Raw genomic sequence first — 16803 nt, 5'->3', positions numbered from 1 at the left:
ACCGCTGGTCGCCTGCTCTCGCTGTATTGAGTCGCGGCGTTCGGGCCCTGCGGTTGCTCAGGCCGACGCCTGCGGGCCAACGCGCATGTCGCGAAACCACCGATGAGGGGCGAGGTATGGGACGTTTGTTCGGCACCGACGGTGTCCGCGGGCTTGCCAACGGATCGCTGAGTCCGGAACTGGCACTGCGAGTTTCCGAAGCGGCGGCGCAGGTGCTCGGCCGCGGCAAGAAGCGCGCGCTCGCGGTGGTCGGCCGCGACCCGAGGGCATCCGGCGAGATGCTGGAGGCCGCCGTGACCGCCGGGCTGACCGCGGCGGGCGTGAACGTGCTCTCGGTGGGTGTGCTGCCGACGCCCGCGGTCGCCTACCTCACCGGCCTGTACGACGCGTGCCTCGGCGTGATGATCTCCGCCTCGCACAACCCCATGCCGGACAACGGAATCAAGATCTTCGCCGCGGGCGGTCACAAACTCGACGACGCCGTCGAGGACCGGATCGAGGCACTGCTCGCCGAAGACGCCGCGCAGCGTCCGACCGGCGCGGGCATCGGCCGAGTTCTGAACGCCTCCGGCGCGCGCGACCACGGCCTGGTCATCCCGGATCAGTACAGCCTCGAAGGCACGCACGAGCGGTACGTCGAGCATCTGGTCGAGGGCACCGGGCAGGACCTGAGCGGGCTCACCGTGGTGGTCGACTGCGCGCACGGTGCCGCCGCCGAGGTCGGTCCCGCCGCGTACCGCGAGGCCGGTGCGACGGTGATCGCCATCAACGCCGAACCCGACGGCCTCAACATCAACGACGGCTGCGGCTCGACCCATCTCGAGCAGGTGCAGGCCGCGGTCCGCGAGCACGGCGCCGACCTCGGACTCGCCCACGACGGCGACGCCGACCGCTGCCTCGCCGTGGACGCCGACGGCAATATCGTCGACGGCGACGCGATCCTCGCGATCCTCGCCCTCGCCATGAAGGACGCGGGCGAACTCGCGAAGGACACGCTGGTCGCCACCGTCATGAGCAACCTCGGCCTGCACATCGCCATGCGCGACGCCGGAATCAGCTTGCGCACCACCGCCGTCGGCGACCGCTACGTGCTGGAGGAACTACGCCGCGGCGGCTACAGCCTCGGCGGCGAGCAGTCCGGTCACGTGGTCTTCCCGAAGTACGGCACCACCGGCGACGGCATCCTCACCGGCCTGCGCCTGATGGCGCGTATGGCCCAGACCGGCCGCACCCTCGCCGACCTCGCCAGCGTCCTGGAGACGGTGCCGCAGGTGCTGGTCAACGTGCCGGTGAACGACAAGGCGGCTGTTGCCGCCGCGCCGGAAGTGCGTGATGCGGTGTCGGAAGCGGAGCGTGTGCTCGGGGATTCCGGGCGGATTCTGTTGCGTCCCAGCGGTACCGAGCAGTTGGTTCGGGTGATGGTCGAGGCGACGGATCCGGTGCAGGCGAAGCAGCTCGCGGATGATCTGGCGAAGCGGGTTGCGTCGGTTTAGGTTCGTTGGTCGGCTTGCATCGCTTGGCGTTTCAGGGGTGGCGGTGAGGGTTGCGGGCTGGTGAACCGAGAGCTCGGTTTCGCAGGCTGGTGAATCGAGAGCTCGGCTTTGCGGGCTGGTCCCTCGGTTCAAGGCTTGGCAGTGACAGCTGGAGGCGGGTGTGCCGAGAGGCTGGCTTCGGAGGCTGGTCGCGTGTTTCAAGGCTTGGCAGTGACAGCCTGAGGCTGGTGTACCCAGAGCTGGTCTTCCTAGAACGGGTAAGGCGGTGGCGGCGGGCTCGGTTTCGTGGTTGCGTTGGGTGACGTGATCCCGGGTTCGCTGGTTCGGGTTGGTTTGCCTGCCATGGTTTGCCTGTGAGCGGTGCTGGGCGCGTTAGGTGGGGTACCCGGCTTACCTCCCGCTGTTGGGTGGGGTGGGTTCGGTTTCCGGCGTGGTCGACTGGCTGTGGTTGCGTTGTGGGGCGGTGACGGGAGGGGTGTTGTCGCGTTTGTCGGTTGTGGGCTCTTCTGGCTCCTCTGGTGTCAAGGCCTCTACCGCCATTTGACTACCGTCGATAGTGAAATGGTTTCGACGGTAGTCATATGGTGGTTGAAACCGCCTTGGTAACCACCATTTCTCTCCCGTCGATTTCGACTCCTTCCTCATCCCAGGTCTGTGGACGTAACCACAGCCGGTGGAGCGGGCTGGGAGTTGCGCTATCCCACCCGACTGCGGGAGGTAAGTCGGGTACGGCACTCGTCGTGCCCAGCACTGCTTCGAGGAATGCCTGGGTGGGCGCACTATGCGAGGGTGTAGAGCTTTTGGAGTCTCGCCCCAGCCACCACCCCACACGCGGGTTGCTCCACAGAGCGCGACCAATCCGATTCCCAGCCACCACCCCAAACGCGAGGCGCCAGCCAGCGCGCGACCCACCGGTTCACCAGCCACCACCCCAAACGCGAGTTGGCCACCAGAGCGCGACCAATCCGATTCCCAGCTACCACCCCAAACGCGATTCGCCCACCAGCACGTGACCCACCGGTTCACCAGCCACCACCCCTAACGCGATTCGCCCACCAGCACGTGACCCACCGGTTCACCAGCCACCACCCCAGACACGAGTTGGCCACCAGAGCGCGACCAACCCGATTCCCAACCACCACCCCAAACGCGAGTCGCCAGCCAGAGCGCGACCCACCGGTTTCCCAGCCGCCAGCCAGAATGCGAGTCACCCATCAGAACGACCAGCCAAATTTCCCCGCCACAACCACAGGCGAGCGCCCAAGATGCCCGACTAACCCCGAGCCCCGGACCTACGAACAGCCGAGTACCACCGACCTCCGACGCGGTATCAGTCCCTGCACCCACTAACCGGCGAGTTGTCCACAGGCCCAGAGTTATCCACCGCCCAACCATTTCCCCAGGTCACCAAATCCAGCCCTCCACGCGATGAGCCCAAAGTGGTCCCATGCGACCGGGACTGACCGAAGTTCGAGACAAGCAATTCGGCGCCTTCACCGCCTGGCAGGCCTTGTGCGAGTACACCCGTGCCGAAATGCGCACTCGCGTCGACCGCGGCGACTGGGTGCGCGTGTTCCACGGTGTCTACCGCGAATCCGCGACAACGCCGACCCCTCAACTGCGAGTGGAGGCCGCGCGACTATCAATTGGAGCCCAGTCGCTGGCAGCCGCGTACGAGACCGCCGCGGAGCTGCATGGATTCGCGGTGTCCGGGAGCAGCACAACGCATGTGCTCGGCGTTCAGCGATCGCGGACCTCGCGCTTGGTGGTACACGGCGATCGGACAGGGCCGGGGGATCTGGAACTGATCCACGGCATCGTCGCCACGAACGCGATCCGAACCGCCGTCGATGTCGCGCGTACCTCCGACCGCCTCGACGCACTGGCGACGTTGGACTCCGGACTGCGCCTCGGATTGTCCTGTACGGCCTTGCTCGCAGAGAGTGAACGTCACCGTGGCCGTCGCGGCTACGTGCAAGCGGTGGAGTTGATCGAACTCGCGGACGGTCGTGCGGAGTCGCCAATGGAGTCGCGGACGCGGCTGCGCTGTATCGACGCCGGACTGCCACGCCCAGAGCCACAGGTCGAGGTGTCGACCAGGAACGGGCTACGGCGACTCGATCTCGGCTGGCCCGAGTGGCGGATCGGCCTGGAGTACGACAGCGCCACATGGCATTCCGGCGAAGCCGCGGCAGCGCGCGACGACCGGCGGCACAACTGGCTCTCCGCGGACGGCTGGACCGTCTACTACGCGACCGCCACCGATGTGTACCAGCGACCCGAAAACTTCATCGAGCCCATCCGGTGCGCGATGCGGGGGCGGTGAGCAATGGTTACCCAACTCCGGGAAGACCGGTCAGTCCTCGACGAGTTTGCCGTTGTCCATATGCCAACGTCGGGTCGCGCGAACCGAATCCAGCATCCGTCGATCGTGCGTAACCAGCAGCATCGTGCCGGTGAAGGATTCGACGGCCTGCTCCAGCTGTTCGATCGCGGGCAGGTCGAGGTGGTTCGTGGGCTCGTCCAGAACCAGCAGGTTCACCCCGCGTGCCTGCAAGAGCGCCAGCGCCGCACGCGTGCGCTCGCCGGGCGAGAGCGTGTCGCAGGCACGCAGCACGTGCGGCCCGCGCAGCCCGAACTTCGCCAGCAACGTGCGGACCTCGGCGTCCGGCCAGTCCGGCATTTCCGCGCTGAAAGTGTCCGCGAGGGAGGCTGTTCCGCGGAAGAGTCCGCGCGCCTGGTCGACCTCCCCGATCTCGACACCGGAGCCGAGCGCCGCGGTCCCCGAGTCGGGCTGGATCTTGCCGAGCAGCAGCGCGAGCAGTGTCGACTTGCCGGAACCGTTCGCACCGGTCAGCACGATCCGATCGGCCCAGTCGACCTGGGTCGTCACCGGCCCCAGGGTGAAATCACCGCGGGTGACCGTCGCGTCGGAGACCGTGGCTACCACCGACCCGCTGCGCGGCGCCGCGGCGATGGACATCCGCAGCTCCCACTCCTTGCGCGGCTCCTCCACGGCTTCCAGCCGCTCGATACGGCGCTGCGTCTGGCGGGCTTTGGCCGCCTGCTTCTCGGTCGACTCAGCGCGCATCTTTCGGCCCGCCTTGTCGGAATCCAGCTTCTTCGGGTCGCGAGCCTTGCGGCGAGCGTTGCGCACTCCGTGCTCGAGCCAGTTGCGCTGCATCTGCGCCCGCGCCTCCAGCGCCGCTTTGGTGTCGGCGTACTCCTCGTACGAGTCCCTGGCATGCTGTCGCGCGATCGCCCGTTCGGCCAGGTACGACTCGTAGCTACCGTCGTAGACGCCCACCTGCTGCTGCGCCAGATCCAGCTCGACGATCCGGTTCACCGTGCGCGCCAAGAACTCTCGATCGTGGCTGATCACCATCAGCGGCACCCGCACGCCCGTGACGAACTGCTCGAGCCGAGCGAGTCCATCCAGGTCGAGATCATTGGTCGGCTCGTCGAGCAACAGAATGTCGAAGCGGGACAACAAGACCGAGGCCAGACCGGCGCGCGCCGCTTGACCGCCGGAGAGACCCGTCATCGGCGTGTCCAACCCGCTCGCGAGGCTCTCGGTGAGGCCGAGCTCGGCGGCGACCTCCTCTGCCCGCTGATCGAGATCCGCCCCGCCGAGCGCGAGCCAGCGTTCCAGCGCGGGCGTGTAGTCGTCGGCACCGCCCTCGGCAAGCCGTTCCGCGGCGGAGTCCATCGCGTGCTGCGCCGCCGTTACCCCCGTGCGGCGGCCGAGGAACTCCAAGACCGTTTCGCCGGGAATCCGCTCCGGCTCCTGCGCGAGGTAGCCGACCGTCGCGTCCGGCGGGCTGAGCGTGATCGAGCCGGTGGGCGTCGCTCGGTCGGCGAGCATGCGCAGCAACGTCGACTTGCCCGCGCCATTGACGCCGACCAAGCCGATCACGTCGCCCGGAGCGAGCGTCAGATCCAGATCGTCGAACAGGGTGCGTTCGCCGTGTCCGGCGGAGAGTCCGCGCGCATGCAAAGTGGTGCTCACAGGGAGAAGTCTGCCGTGTTCGCGTCGGCCCGCCGCACGGGGCCGCACTCGAAAGGACGCCCTCGGAGTCCGGGCGAACCGGAACCGCGCCCCCGCTCGGGGTTTCACCCTGAGTGGAGGCGCACGGAAATCAGGGTCGCGATGGGTCGACGGACCGATGTGCGCGAGCACCCGCACGCGGAGAGTGGATGGCACAGCGATCGACACCAGAGAGGGAAATCCGATGACCGCACCCGTCCGCCGCCTCACCCGCACCTCCCACGACAAGTGGATCGCCGGAGTCTGCGGCGGCATCGCACAGTACTTCGGCTGGAACGCCGGCATCGTCCGGCTGCTGTTCGTCCTGTCCTGCCTGCTGCCCGGCCCGCAGTTCATCCTGTACCTCGTTCTGTGGCTGGTGATTCCGAAAAAGTGATCACCGTGACCGGGTCGGGGGCTGCGCCAGGGACTCGTGGATGACAGGATGGGGTGATTCCGCGCGCCTGCCGGAGTTCCGCACCATCGCACGAGTCCCGTCCGAGGAGGAGCCATGATCACGTCCGGCGAGTTCCCGGGCATGGATCTACCCGACATCGACGCGTCCACCCCCTTGGACGGCCTCGGGGCTGTCGAACTGAACCAGCCCACCCAGGACATCAACGCCGACGGCATCCTGGACTCCATCACCACCCAGGGCGACGACGCCATGCAGGTCTGGACCGACTACGACCACGACGGCCTCGCCGACCACGTCACCGTCGTCGAAAAAGACGGCGACTACGCCGCCTGGGAGTTCCACCGCCACCCCGACGGCTCCTCCGAATGGATCCGCACCGACCAGGGAAAGATCGGCGAGTAGCCGACGTTCGCGGCGGGTGCGCTGCCGAAGCCACCCGCCACAAACTCCCGAAAGCTACCACCGCCCAACTACACTCACGCTCATACGGCCCCCGAACGCCGACCCCTCCGAGGGGTGAACAAGGCCGCAGGCTGCGATGATCCGCACATCATGTGCGGATCATCGGAACCTGCGTCCACGCACAACGGCCCCGATTGAGCCGCGCCGCCCCGCCCAGTAGGTTTCTCGGTACGACTGCGGCGAATCGCGTGGATCCGATGGAACCGAGTGCAGGCCAAGCGCGTCGAACAAGGTATGGCGATACTCGGCGTGCCTAGGTTGGTTACCTAGGGTTCCGAGCTGGGGATCGGACGAAGCGACTACGGAGGGGCCCCGTACTGATGACCAACACGAGCAACACGCTTGGTGTCAAGACCGGTGAGCTCGGCAGGTTGAGCAACGAGCTTCAGGCGTCGACCGACGTCGTCAAGAATCAGATCAAGAAGATCAGCGACAACCTCTTCGGGCCTGGCGACGCCGGAACGAAATACCAAAGCAAAGGCAAAGACATCCAGAGCGGGCTCGAAGCGCTGCGTCAGCGCATCGACGACTGGTCCAATGCGAGCGGCGCTACCGCGGACGTCATCGGCGCGGCGGTGGTCAGTTACTCCACCGTGGACGAACAGCGCGCCAGCGAACTGAACAACAAGTGACCGGGGGACCGAAGAATGACTTCCGATGCTCCCGTGTCCAGCACTATCGCTCAGTTGCTGGATTACGGATCGAAGATGCTGCTGTACTTCGAAGAATTCGAGCCGCGTTATAAGCGTGCTTTCGGTGATTTGCCCAGCAGCCTGCAGGGCTACGAAGAGTTGCACAAGCGGTATTACGAGCAGAACGGTCTGAACGAGGACAAGCTCACGCATACGGTCGACGCCTTGAAAGAGGTTGTCACGGCGATGCAAGAACAGTACGGTGCGCAATCGAAGACGTCGCAGAGCATCGCGCAGGCATGGCAGGGTGACGCGGCAACCGCGGCGCTGACGATGATGTCGACTCAACTCAGGTTGGCCGAAGCAGACGCCAAGGTCGCGCAGGAAATTCTCGGGGCCTTCGAAAAGGCTCCGCAGAGCCTTCGTTTGGCCGTCAAAATCAAGTCGGACCAGGTTCTCCAGATCTTGGAGCACGGCGAACACGTGAGGATCGACGGCAAGACGGCCGAAGATATCGACGCGATCATCTCGGGTGCGCAGGGTGTCTCGTGGACCAACACTTGGTCCGGGGACAGCGAAGCCAATAAGGTCGTGCGCATCTTCCCGGACATGCTGGAAGGGGTCAAAGACGGTTTCAAGGGTTACGTCACAAATCAATTCATGGGCGGCGTGATCTTCCCGGGCTCGCCATACGAGCAGATGATCAAAGACAGATGTAAACACTGGCTGGACAACGTCTTCAAGCCGGACTACGCAGCGAAAACAACAAAATTCCTCGAAGCCTGTAATCAGACGGATCTCAAGGTCACCGAGGCATACGATCTGATTATCAACGCGGTGAAGAAGATTTCCGAGGAGTCGTACCCCCGACCCGCCGGGACGCCCAAAACCACCAACCCTTCGCCGGGAAATCCCGGTCCGGGTCCCAGCCCAGGCCCAAGTCCCGGACCGAGCCCGGGTCCCAGCCCGGGCACCACGCCGGACGACACGACCGACGACGACACGACCAACCCTTCGAACACCACGACGTCCAACCCGTTGGAAGGTCTCGCGAGCTTGGTGAGCACGCTCTCTCCGCTGGCAAGCACCCTCACTACAGGATTGAGCACGGGCCTCAGCGCGCTGAGCGGCGTCATTCAAGACGGCGTCGACACGGCATTGGAGCAGTTGGAAGAGGTCACGAAGCAGTCGGAAGAGGACGCGAAGACCGACGAGGAGAACAAGGACGACAAGGCGAAGGCCGAGTTCGACCTCGCTGGAAAGCATTTGACGGTCGAAATGGGTCCCGACGGACAGTTGAAGCTGGTCGCCACCGATCCCGACGGCACATCGCACGAATACGGCATGAAGTTCGACGAGAACGGCAATCCGGTCATCACGGGTACCGAGCAGAAGCCTGGCGAGGAAGAGACTCCGCCTCCCGGCGAGGACAAGCCCGCCGACGGCGGTCAGAATCCCGAGGGCGGTACCGGCAATCCCGGTGCGACGCCGTCGGTTCCGCCAAGTACCAAGCGGGAAGAGGACGGCGAGTACAAGCCGGAGCCGATTCCGGCGCCCGTTGTGGAAGAGGACGCGGAACCGGAGGAGCCGTTCGACAGCGGTGCGCAGTTGGCCGAGGCGGGACCGTTGTGATTCCGGTCCAGGCAGTGTGATCGGGAACGGCTAGGAGTGCAGTCATGGTGAATTACGCCGAGGAGATGGACCGGATCGGCGACGAGTGCCGTCGGATATCCGCGGCGATCTCCGAAGATTTGATCGATATAAACCGGAGGACAGCCGACAAGAGTCGCGAACTCGCGGAGCAGTCCGCGGCGGCGATGCGGGAGTTCTGGGCAGAGCACGGCGAGGAGATCGCCAAGGCCCAGGCCGAGGCCGAGGAAAAGGAGCGGCAGGAAGTCGAGGCCCGTGCCGAGCAGGAACGACTCGCGGCGGAGGCACGGGAGCAGCGGGAGGCGATCGCCCGGTCCATCGCGGCGCGCAAATCGAAGGATGTGGTCACACCGATCGATGAGGACGATGACCCCGAGTCGGAGTACTACCGGCGCAAGAGTTGGTTGATCTGAACCCGAAGGCGACGTGTTCACTACCTTCCCGGACGACCCGCGGCTGTCCAGGTACTTGATCGGTATCGATCGAACGGGCTACAAGGCCGAGCAGCTCATCGACCACTGGTGGGTGGACGCGCCGATCTGCGGGTGAGCCGCGCTACTTCCGCAGCAACTGGGCGAGGGTGCCGACAGAGAGTTTCGGCCGTTCCTCTTCGCGCGGGGCGTTCGGGTCGACGAGTTGGGTGTGGGGGATGGCGGCTTCCGGGTCGGCGAAGGGCTTGTAGGTCTTGTCGCCGAGGACGTGGTAGTTGAGGTAGCCGACGAGGAGGGCGCGGGTGGTGCGGGACGTCTTGGCTTCGTGCTTGCTCGCGCCGAGGGCGGCGAGGGCGCGGCGGCCCTCGATGATGCCGTTGTGGGAGGCGCCGTCGACGGTGCGCAGGAGCGCTTCGCCGCCCCAGGCCGCGGTCAGGGACAGCGCGTTGCAGCTGACGGAGGAAACGTCGTCGCCGGCCACGACGAGCGCGGGGATGTCGAGGTCGGGAGCGAGGGTCTCCGCGGAGGGGGCGGTCGGCGCGGGGTAGAGGGCGGCGATCGCGGCGACTCGGCGCTGTGCCGCGGCGATGACGGCGGCGCCCGCACCCATGCCGTGCCCGACCAAGGCGAGCTTGTCGGGGTGCACGCTGATCTCGCCGTCGCCGAGGCGCACGCCGGTGCAGATGTCGAGCGTGGTGAGCAAGTCGGTCGCCAGGCCGAGATGTGACGGAATCGGCCCGCGCTCGGTGTCGGGTGCGGCGACGACGAAACCCCAGGACGCCAGGTGTTGGAGCAGTTCACGGTAGTTGGCGACGCCGGTGAGCCAGCCGTGTCCGAACGCGACGGCGGGCAGGCCGAGCCCGTTCTCGGGCGTGTAGACCACCCCCGGCTGGCCCGCGATGGCCAGGTTCCCCCGCAGCACCCGGTGCGGGCCGCGGCTGGTCAGGGTGCTCAGTAGCGATTTCACAGACGCCGACACGACGTGAACGTTATCCGATAAGTACTCTGGTGAGCCATGTGCGGAATCGTTGGCTACGTCGGGTACCGGGACGCGCTCGGCGTCGTCGTTGACGCATTGCGCCGCATGGAATATCGCGGGTACGACTCCGCGGGCGTCGCAATCCTGGACGGAGCGGGCGCTCTCGCGGTCGAGCGCAAGGCGGGCAGGCTGGCCAATCTGGAGGCCGAGCTGGCCGAGACCGGGGTCGCCGGCTTCGCGGGCACCACCGGCATGGGACACACCCGGTGGGCGACGCACGGCGCGCCGACCGACCGCAACGCGCACCCGCACCGCGACATCTCCGGCAAGGTCGCGGTGGTGCACAACGGCATCATCGAGAACTTCGCGCCGTTGCGGCGCGAGCTGGAGAACGCGGGCGTCGAGCTGCTCAGCGACACCGACACCGAGGTCGCGGTCCACCTGGTGGCCCGCGCCTACGCCGACGGGCCGACCGCCGGTGACTTCCCGGCCAGCGCGCTGGCCGTGCTGCGCCGCCTGGAGGGCGCGTTCACGCTGGTGTTCACCCACGCCGACCACCCGGACGTGATCGTCGCGGCGCGCCGCAGCACCCCGCTGGTCGTCGGCGTCGGCAAGGGCGAGATGTTCATCGCCTCGGACGTCACCGCGTTCATCGAGCACACCCGCGAGGCGGTCGAGCTCGGTCAGGACCAGGCCGTGGTGATCACCTCGGACAGCTACAAGGTCACCGACTTCTCCGGCGCCGAGGACGGAGTGCGCACCCGCCCGTTCACCATCGACTGGGATCTGGCGGCCGCCGAGAAGGGCGGCCACGATTACTTCATGCTCAAGGAAATCGAGGAGCAGCCGACCGCGGTCGCCGACACCTTGATCGGGCACTTCACCACCGACGAGTCCGGCGGCCGGATCGTGCTCGACGAGCAGCGTCTCGCCGATCAGGAGCTGCGCGAGTTCGACAAGGTCTTCGTGGTGGCGTGCGGCAGTTCGTATCACGCCGGTCTGCTGGCCAAATACGCGATCGAGCATTGGACGCGCCTGCCCGTCGAGGTGGAGCTGGCCAGCGAGTTCCGCTACCGCGACCCGGTTCTGGACCGGTCGACGCTGGTCGTGGCGATCTCGCAGTCCGGTGAGACCGCCGACACGCTGGAGGCGGTGCGGCACGCCAAGGAGCAGAAGGCGCGCGTGCTCGCGATCTGCAACACCAACGGCGCGCAGATCCCGCGCGAGTCCGACGCGGTGCTCTACACCCGCACCGGTCCCGAGATCGGCGTCGCCTCCACCAAGGCGTTCCTGGCTCAGGTGGCCGCGAACTACCTGGTGGGTCTGGCGCTGGCGCAGGCCCGCGGCACCAAGTACCCCGACGAGGTGGCGCGCGAGTTCCGCGAGCTGGAGGCCATGCCGAAGCTGGTCGAGCGAGTGCTGGAGACCGCGCCGCAGGTGCGCGCGATCGCGAGGGAACTGGCGCACGTCCCGACCGTGCTGTTCCTCGGCCGCCACGTGGGCTACCCGGTGGCGCTGGAGGGTGCGCTCAAGCTCAAGGAACTCGCGTACATGCACGCCGAGGGCTTCGCCGCCGGCGAGCTCAAGCACGGCCCGATCGCGCTGATCGAGGACGGACTGCCGGTGATCGTGGTGATGCCCTCGCCGAAGGGTCGCGCGGTGCTGCACTCCAAGCTGCTCAGCAATATCCGCGAGATCCAGGCGCGTGGCGCGCGGACGATCGTGATCGCGGAGGAGGGCGACGACACGGTGCGTCCGTTCGCCGACGATCTCATTGAAATCCCCTCGGCGCCAACGCTTTTCCAGCCGCTGCTCTCGACTGTCCCGCTGCAGATCTTCGCCGCCGAGGTGGCGCAGGAGCGCGGTTACGACGTCGACAAGCCGCGGAACCTGGCGAAATCGGTGACGGTCGAATAACTCTCAGAGCATGTGAACGGGCCCCGGAGCGACTCCGGGGCCCGTTCGGCTTCAGTGGGTGGCGACGAGCTCCCGCTGCGCATCATCGGCATCCCGAACTGGCCTGCGCTCCAGCACACCGGACACGACCGCGAGCCCGAGCGCGCTGACCGCCAGCGCCACCCCGACCCAATTCGGTGCGGTGTATCCGTAGCCCGCGGCGATGACCAGCCCGCCGAGCCACGCCGCGAGGGCGTTGCCCAGATTGAAGGCGCCGATGTTCACCGCCGAGGCCAAAGTCGGGGCGCCCGCGGCTTGATCGAGGACCCGCTTCTGTAGCGGCGGGACGGTGGCGAAACCGAGCGCGCCGATCAGCACCACGGTGATCGCGGCGGCCGGCTTGCTGTGCGCGGTGAGCGTGAAGAGCGCGAGGACCGCGGCCAACGCGGCGAGCGCGGTGTAGAGCATCGGCATGAGGTGGCGGTCGGCGTAGCGGCCGCCGATCAAGTTGCCGACGAACATGCCGAGCCCGAACAGCACCAGCAGCCAGGTGACCGAGCTCTCCGCATAGCCCGTGACCTCGGTCATCATCGGCGCGAGGTAGGTAATCGCCGCGAAGACGCCGCCGAAGCCGAGCACGGTCATCGCCATCGCGAGCAGAACCTGCGGGTTGCGGAAGACGGCCAATTCGTGGACGAGCCGCGCGTCACGAGGCGCCGGCTGTTCCGGGACGAGAGCGGCGACTCCGACCAGGCCGACGAGTCCGACCAGCGCGACGAGCAGGAAGGTGAGCCGCCAGCCGAACTGCTGCCCGATCAGCGTGCCCAGCGGCACGCCGGCCACCGTGGCGAGGGTGAGTCCGGTGAACATGATGGCGATCGCACCGGCCTTGCGGTCGGGCGCCACCAGGCTGCCCGCGACGACCGCGCCGATGCCGAAGAACGCGCCGTGCGCCAGCGAGGCGACGATCCGCCCGGTCAGCATGACACCGAAAGTCGGTGCCACAGCGGAGAGTACGTTTCCAGCGACGAGCAGGACGAGCATGCCGAGCAGCATGCGTTTGCGGGCGATGCGGGTTCCGAGACCCGTCATCACCGGTGCGCCGAGTACGACGCCGAGTGCGTAGCCGGTGACCAGGAGCCCGGCGGTGGGGATCGACACCGCGTAGGTGTCGGCGATGTCGGGCAGGAGCCCGACCACGACGAATTCGGTGGTGCCGATACCGAAGGCCCCGAGAGTCAGGGCGAGCAGTGCGAGCGGCATGGATGAAGCCTCCACAGGAGATTGCGCCTGAGCATTACAGGCGTCAACAATAATTGCAGACGCGTGATAATTGCAAGCGCGGGCTATTGCGGAAGGTGGGTATCCTGATGGCATGACCGCGGATGCCGCCCTGACCGGTCTCGCCGATGGCTGGTACGCACTGTCGCTGCTGCACGATCGGATCGAGGCCCACATCGAGCGCGCGTTGCAGTCCGGCCACGGGCTCAGCGTGCGCGAATACTCGCTGCTGGTGGTGCTGAGTCGCCAGCACGACGGACCCGGCGGGCATCTGCGGATGAACCAAGTCGCCGACGCGGTGGTGCTGAGTCAGAGCGCGACGACGCGGCTGGTCTCCCGGCTCGAGGATCGCGGGCTGTTGCAGCGTTATCTGTGCCCGGACGACCGGCGCGGCATCTACACCGACGTCACGCCGGAGGGTGAGTTGCTGCTCGGCCAGGCCCGCCCCACCCACGATGCCGCGCTGTCCAGCGCGCTTGGACAGGCAGCTGCGGACCCGGAACTGGCGCCGCTCGTCGCGGCCGTCGAGGCGTTGAACACGTCCGCGCGCGGTGCGCGGATGCGGGAGTACCGGCCGGTGTGACCGGACCTACTGGACGGTGACCGTGCCGCGCATCTCCGGGTGCAGGGTGCACAGGTAGCGGTAGGTGCCCGGCTGGGTGAAGGTGTAGCTCCACTCGCCGTTGTCGAAGATCGGGCTGTTGATGCCCATGGCCTTGTCGCCGATGCCCTGCACCGAGTGCGGCGCCTTGTCGGAGAACTTCCACCTGACGGTGTCGCCGACGCCGACCGTGACGTTCTCAGGGGAGAACTTCATGTCGTCCACGTCGACGGTGACGCTGGCGGGCTTGCGATCGCCGGTCGGTGTCGCGGCTGTCGACGTTGCCCGCGCGGTGCCGTTCCGCTCGGGGGCGGACTCGTCGGAGCCGCAGCCGACCAGCGACAGCGTCGCCGCCACGGCGAACGCGGTGACGATCGGAGCGGACTTGGCGCGGCTAACCATCGGCATGATGTTCGAGCTTAGTGGCACAGCCGGAAGCCCTGCGCACGACCGGAGCCGTGCAGCGGGGTTTGTGGCACGGCGGATTCGGCGCGCGAGGAGGTAGTGTCCGGACGGGCGGCCAGCCCGAAGCACTCAGGTCCCCAACCAGTGGAGGCGCCGATGTCCGTTCACCGCGGCTATTTCACCGCCGATGAAGTGCGCGCTGCCGAGGCCGAACTGTTCACGAGGGTGCCCGAGGGGATGCCCATGCAGCGTGCGGCGCACGGCCTTGCGACGATCGTCGCGAGCGAGCTGCGCGCGCGGACCGGGGGCATCGCGGGGCGGGCCGTGACGCTGCTGGTGGGCTCCGGCGACAACGGCGGCGATTCCCTGTGGGCGGGCGCGAAATTGCGCCGACGAGGCGTGGAAGTGACGGCGGTGCTGCTCGACCCGGCCCGCGCGCACGCGAAAGGCCTTGCCGCACTGCGTGCGTCGGGTGGGCGGGTGCGCGAGGAAGTCGGCGCGCCCGATCTTGTCGTCGACGGCATCGTCGGCATCTCCGGACGCGGCCCGTTGCGGCCGCGGGCCGCGGAACTCGTCGCGGGGGTGAGCGTTCCAATCGTGGCGGCGGATCTGCCGAGCGGTGTCGATCCGGATACCGGGGCGGTGGCGGGGCCCGCGGTGCGCGCGGCGGTGACGGTCGCGTTCGGTGCGTACAAGCCGGTGCACGCGTTGGCCGCGCCGTGGTGTGGACGAATCGAATTGGTACCCATCGGTTTAGAGCTCCCCGAACCTGAACTCGCCGCACTCGAACCGGCGGAGATCGGTGCACGGTGGCCGGTACCGGGGCCGACCGATGACAAGTACACCCAGGGCGTCACCGGCATCTGCGCGGGCAGCGAAACCTATCCCGGCGCGGCCGTTTTGTGCACGGGCGGCGCGGTGGCGGCCACTTCCGGCATGGTGCGCTACGCGGGCACCGGTGCGTCGCAAGTGCTTACGCATTTCCCAGAAGTGATTGCGGCACAAAGTGTTTCCGATACCGGTCGGGTGCAGTCCTGGGTGTTCGGCCCAGGTTCGGGCACGGACGCGGCCGCTCGCGAACGGCTAGAGCAGATACTCGCCACCGACCTGCCGACAGTGGTCGACGCCGACGGTCTGACCTTGCTCACCGCCGCCCCCGACCTGGTGCGCGGCCGGACCGCGCCGACGGTGTTGACCCCGCACGCCGGGGAATTCGCTCGGCTGACCGGTCAGGAAGTGGGCCCGGATCGGATCGGCGCGGTGCGCGATCTCGCCGAGAAATGGCAGGTCACCGTGCTGCTCAAGGGCCGAGCCACCCTGGTTGCCGCGCCGGGCCGACCGGTGTTCGTCAACGAGGCGGGCGGTTCCTGGGCTGCCACCGCGGGCGCGGGCGATGTCCTCTCGGGTGTCATCGGAGGCCTGCTCGCCGCCGGGTGCGACTCCGCCTGGTCCGCCGCTGCCGCCGCGCGGGTTCACGCTTTGGCTGCCAACCTCGCCGCCCACGAGAACCATCCCACCGCTGCGCCGATCTCGGCGACGCCGCTCCTCGGTCACGTTCGCGCGGCCATTCGCACCTTGCGTTCGTTGGGTGAGTGAAGGTGGCTGGGGTGTTTTGGTGCTGTGTGCGCGATCCGGTGGCGGCGCTGCCCCGACGTTGCCCCGGGTTTGATGGCGGGGCTGGGCATGTGCTGAATGGCTTAGCAGTGACAGCCGGAGGCTGGTGTGCCGAGTGCTGGTTTCTCCAGTGGTGGGGAAGCGGGTGGCGATGGTTCGGTTCGGGGTTGCGTCTCGAACGTGGTTCCCGGGGTTCGCTGATTCGAATTGGTTTGCCTGCCATGGTTTGCCCGTGAGCGGTGCTGGGCGCGTTAGGTGGGGTACCCGGCTTACCTCCCGCTGTTGGGTGCATGGGGTTCGACTTCCAGCGTGGTCGACCGGCTGTGGTTGCGTTGTGGGGCGGTGACGGGAGGGGTGATGTCGCGTTTGTCGGTTGTGGGCTCTTCTGGCTCCTCTGGTGTCAAGGGCTCTACCGCCATTTGACTACCGTCGATAGTGAAATGGTTTCGACGGTAGTCATATGGTGGTTGAAACCGCCTCGGTAACCACCATTTCTCTCCCGTCGATTTCGCCGCTCTCTTATCCCGGCTCTGTGGACGTAACCACAGCCGGTGGACCGGGCTGGGAGTTGCGCTATCCCACCCCGACTGCGGGAGGTAAGTCGGGTACGGCACTCGTCGTGCCCAGCACTGCTTCGAGGAATACCTGGGTAGGCGCACTATGCGAGGGCGTAGAGCTCTTGGAGTCTCGCCCCAGCCACCACCCCAAACGTGAGTTGCTCCACAGAGCGCGACCAACCCGATTCCCAGCCACCACCCCAAACGCGAGTCGCCCACCAGCACGTGACCCACCGGTTTCCCAGCCACCACCCCGAATGCCGATTCGCCCACCAGAGCGCGACCCACCGGCTCACCAGCCACCACCCCAAACGCGAGTCGCCCACCAGAGCGCGACCCACCGGTTCACCAGCCACC

15 protein-coding genes are annotated in these 16803 nt (G+C 67.1%); 11 read left to right on the top strand and 4 right to left on the bottom strand.

Annotation, left to right across the window (positions count from 1 at the left end):
• Positions 1–116 precede the first annotated feature (116 nt).
• Both glmM and FB390_RS01285 read left to right on the top strand, forming a co-directional pair.
• Positions 117–1493 (top strand): phosphoglucosamine mutase, encoded by a 1377-nt coding sequence (gene glmM / locus FB390_RS01290; RefSeq protein ID WP_141807303.1) that lies wholly within the window; start codon positions 117–119, stop codon positions 1491–1493.
• Between the two features lie 1447 nt (positions 1494–2940).
• Complete coding sequence (locus tag FB390_RS01285) at positions 2941–3819, top strand: hypothetical protein (RefSeq protein ID WP_141807302.1); 879 nt, start codon at positions 2941–2943, stop codon at positions 3817–3819.
• Between the two features lie 30 nt (positions 3820–3849).
• Here FB390_RS01285 and FB390_RS01280 read toward each other — a convergent pair whose 3' ends face one another.
• Positions 3850–5502 (bottom strand): ABC-F family ATP-binding cassette domain-containing protein, encoded by a 1653-nt coding sequence (locus FB390_RS01280; protein ID WP_141807301.1) that lies wholly within the window; start codon positions 5500–5502, stop codon positions 3850–3852.
• 223 nt (positions 5503–5725) lie between these two features.
• Here FB390_RS01280 and FB390_RS01275 point away from each other — a divergent pair, with 223 nt between their 5' ends.
• From FB390_RS01275 to FB390_RS34580, 6 genes are all read left to right on the top strand, one after another.
• On the top strand, positions 5726–5917 hold the full coding sequence (locus FB390_RS01275; RefSeq protein ID WP_141807300.1) for a PspC domain-containing protein: 192 nt from the start codon (positions 5726–5728) through the stop codon (positions 5915–5917).
• Positions 5918–6031: 114 nt separating this feature from the next.
• Positions 6032–6340: a DUF6802 family protein gene (locus tag FB390_RS01270; protein ID WP_141807299.1), complete on the top strand. Its 309-nt coding sequence runs from the start codon at positions 6032–6034 to the stop codon at positions 6338–6340.
• Between the two features lie 380 nt (positions 6341–6720).
• Complete coding sequence (locus FB390_RS01265) at positions 6721–7032, top strand: hypothetical protein (protein ID WP_141807298.1); 312 nt, start codon at positions 6721–6723, stop codon at positions 7030–7032.
• A 33-nt stretch (positions 7033–7065) separates the two neighbouring features.
• Complete coding sequence (locus FB390_RS01260; RefSeq protein ID WP_141807297.1) at positions 7066–8664, top strand: hypothetical protein; 1599 nt, start codon at positions 7066–7068, stop codon at positions 8662–8664.
• 65 nt (positions 8665–8729) lie between these two features.
• The gene (locus FB390_RS01255; protein WP_141807296.1) at positions 8730–9095 is read left to right on the top strand and encodes a hypothetical protein; all 366 of its coding nucleotides are present in this window, start codon (positions 8730–8732) and stop codon (positions 9093–9095) included.
• A gap of 13 nt (positions 9096–9108) precedes the next feature.
• The gene (locus tag FB390_RS34580) at positions 9109–9231 is read left to right on the top strand and encodes a hypothetical protein (RefSeq protein ID WP_281292295.1); all 123 of its coding nucleotides are present in this window, start codon (positions 9109–9111) and stop codon (positions 9229–9231) included.
• Positions 9232–9237: 6 nt separating this feature from the next.
• Here FB390_RS34580 and FB390_RS01250 read toward each other — a convergent pair whose 3' ends face one another.
• Positions 9238–10092 carry a dienelactone hydrolase family protein gene (locus FB390_RS01250; RefSeq protein ID WP_141807295.1) on the bottom strand — a complete coding sequence of 285 codons (855 nt, stop codon included), beginning with the start codon at positions 10090–10092 and terminating at the stop codon, positions 9238–9240.
• A 36-nt stretch (positions 10093–10128) separates the two neighbouring features.
• Here FB390_RS01250 and glmS point away from each other — a divergent pair, with 36 nt between their 5' ends.
• Positions 10129–12009: a glutamine--fructose-6-phosphate transaminase (isomerizing) gene (gene glmS / locus FB390_RS01245; protein ID WP_141807294.1), complete on the top strand. Its 1881-nt coding sequence runs from the start codon at positions 10129–10131 to the stop codon at positions 12007–12009.
• 51 nt (positions 12010–12060) lie between these two features.
• On the opposite strand, the gene FB390_RS01240 is transcribed toward glmS, so the two are convergent.
• Complete coding sequence (locus tag FB390_RS01240; RefSeq protein WP_141807293.1) at positions 12061–13251, bottom strand: MFS transporter; 1191 nt, start codon at positions 13249–13251, stop codon at positions 12061–12063.
• Between the two features lie 112 nt (positions 13252–13363).
• Here FB390_RS01240 and FB390_RS01235 point away from each other — a divergent pair, with 112 nt between their 5' ends.
• Positions 13364–13852 (top strand): MarR family winged helix-turn-helix transcriptional regulator, encoded by a 489-nt coding sequence (locus tag FB390_RS01235; RefSeq protein WP_141807292.1) that lies wholly within the window; start codon positions 13364–13366, stop codon positions 13850–13852.
• Between the two features lie 6 nt (positions 13853–13858).
• Here FB390_RS01235 and FB390_RS01230 read toward each other — a convergent pair whose 3' ends face one another.
• The gene (locus tag FB390_RS01230; RefSeq protein ID WP_141807291.1) at positions 13859–14278 is read right to left on the bottom strand and encodes a cupredoxin domain-containing protein; all 420 of its coding nucleotides are present in this window, start codon (positions 14276–14278) and stop codon (positions 13859–13861) included.
• Between the two features lie 153 nt (positions 14279–14431).
• On the opposite strand from FB390_RS01230, the gene FB390_RS01225 reads away from it, so the two are divergent.
• The gene (locus tag FB390_RS01225) at positions 14432–15871 is read left to right on the top strand and encodes an NAD(P)H-hydrate dehydratase (protein WP_141807290.1); all 1440 of its coding nucleotides are present in this window, start codon (positions 14432–14434) and stop codon (positions 15869–15871) included.
• Positions 15872–16803 lie beyond the last annotated feature (932 nt).

Source organism: Nocardia bhagyanarayanae (assembly GCF_006716565.1).
Classification (GTDB): Bacteria; Actinomycetota; Actinomycetes; order Mycobacteriales; family Mycobacteriaceae; genus Nocardia; species Nocardia bhagyanarayanae.
The sequence above is the reverse complement of the archived record's forward strand: the minus strand, read 5'-3'. Positions and strand labels throughout refer to the sequence as shown.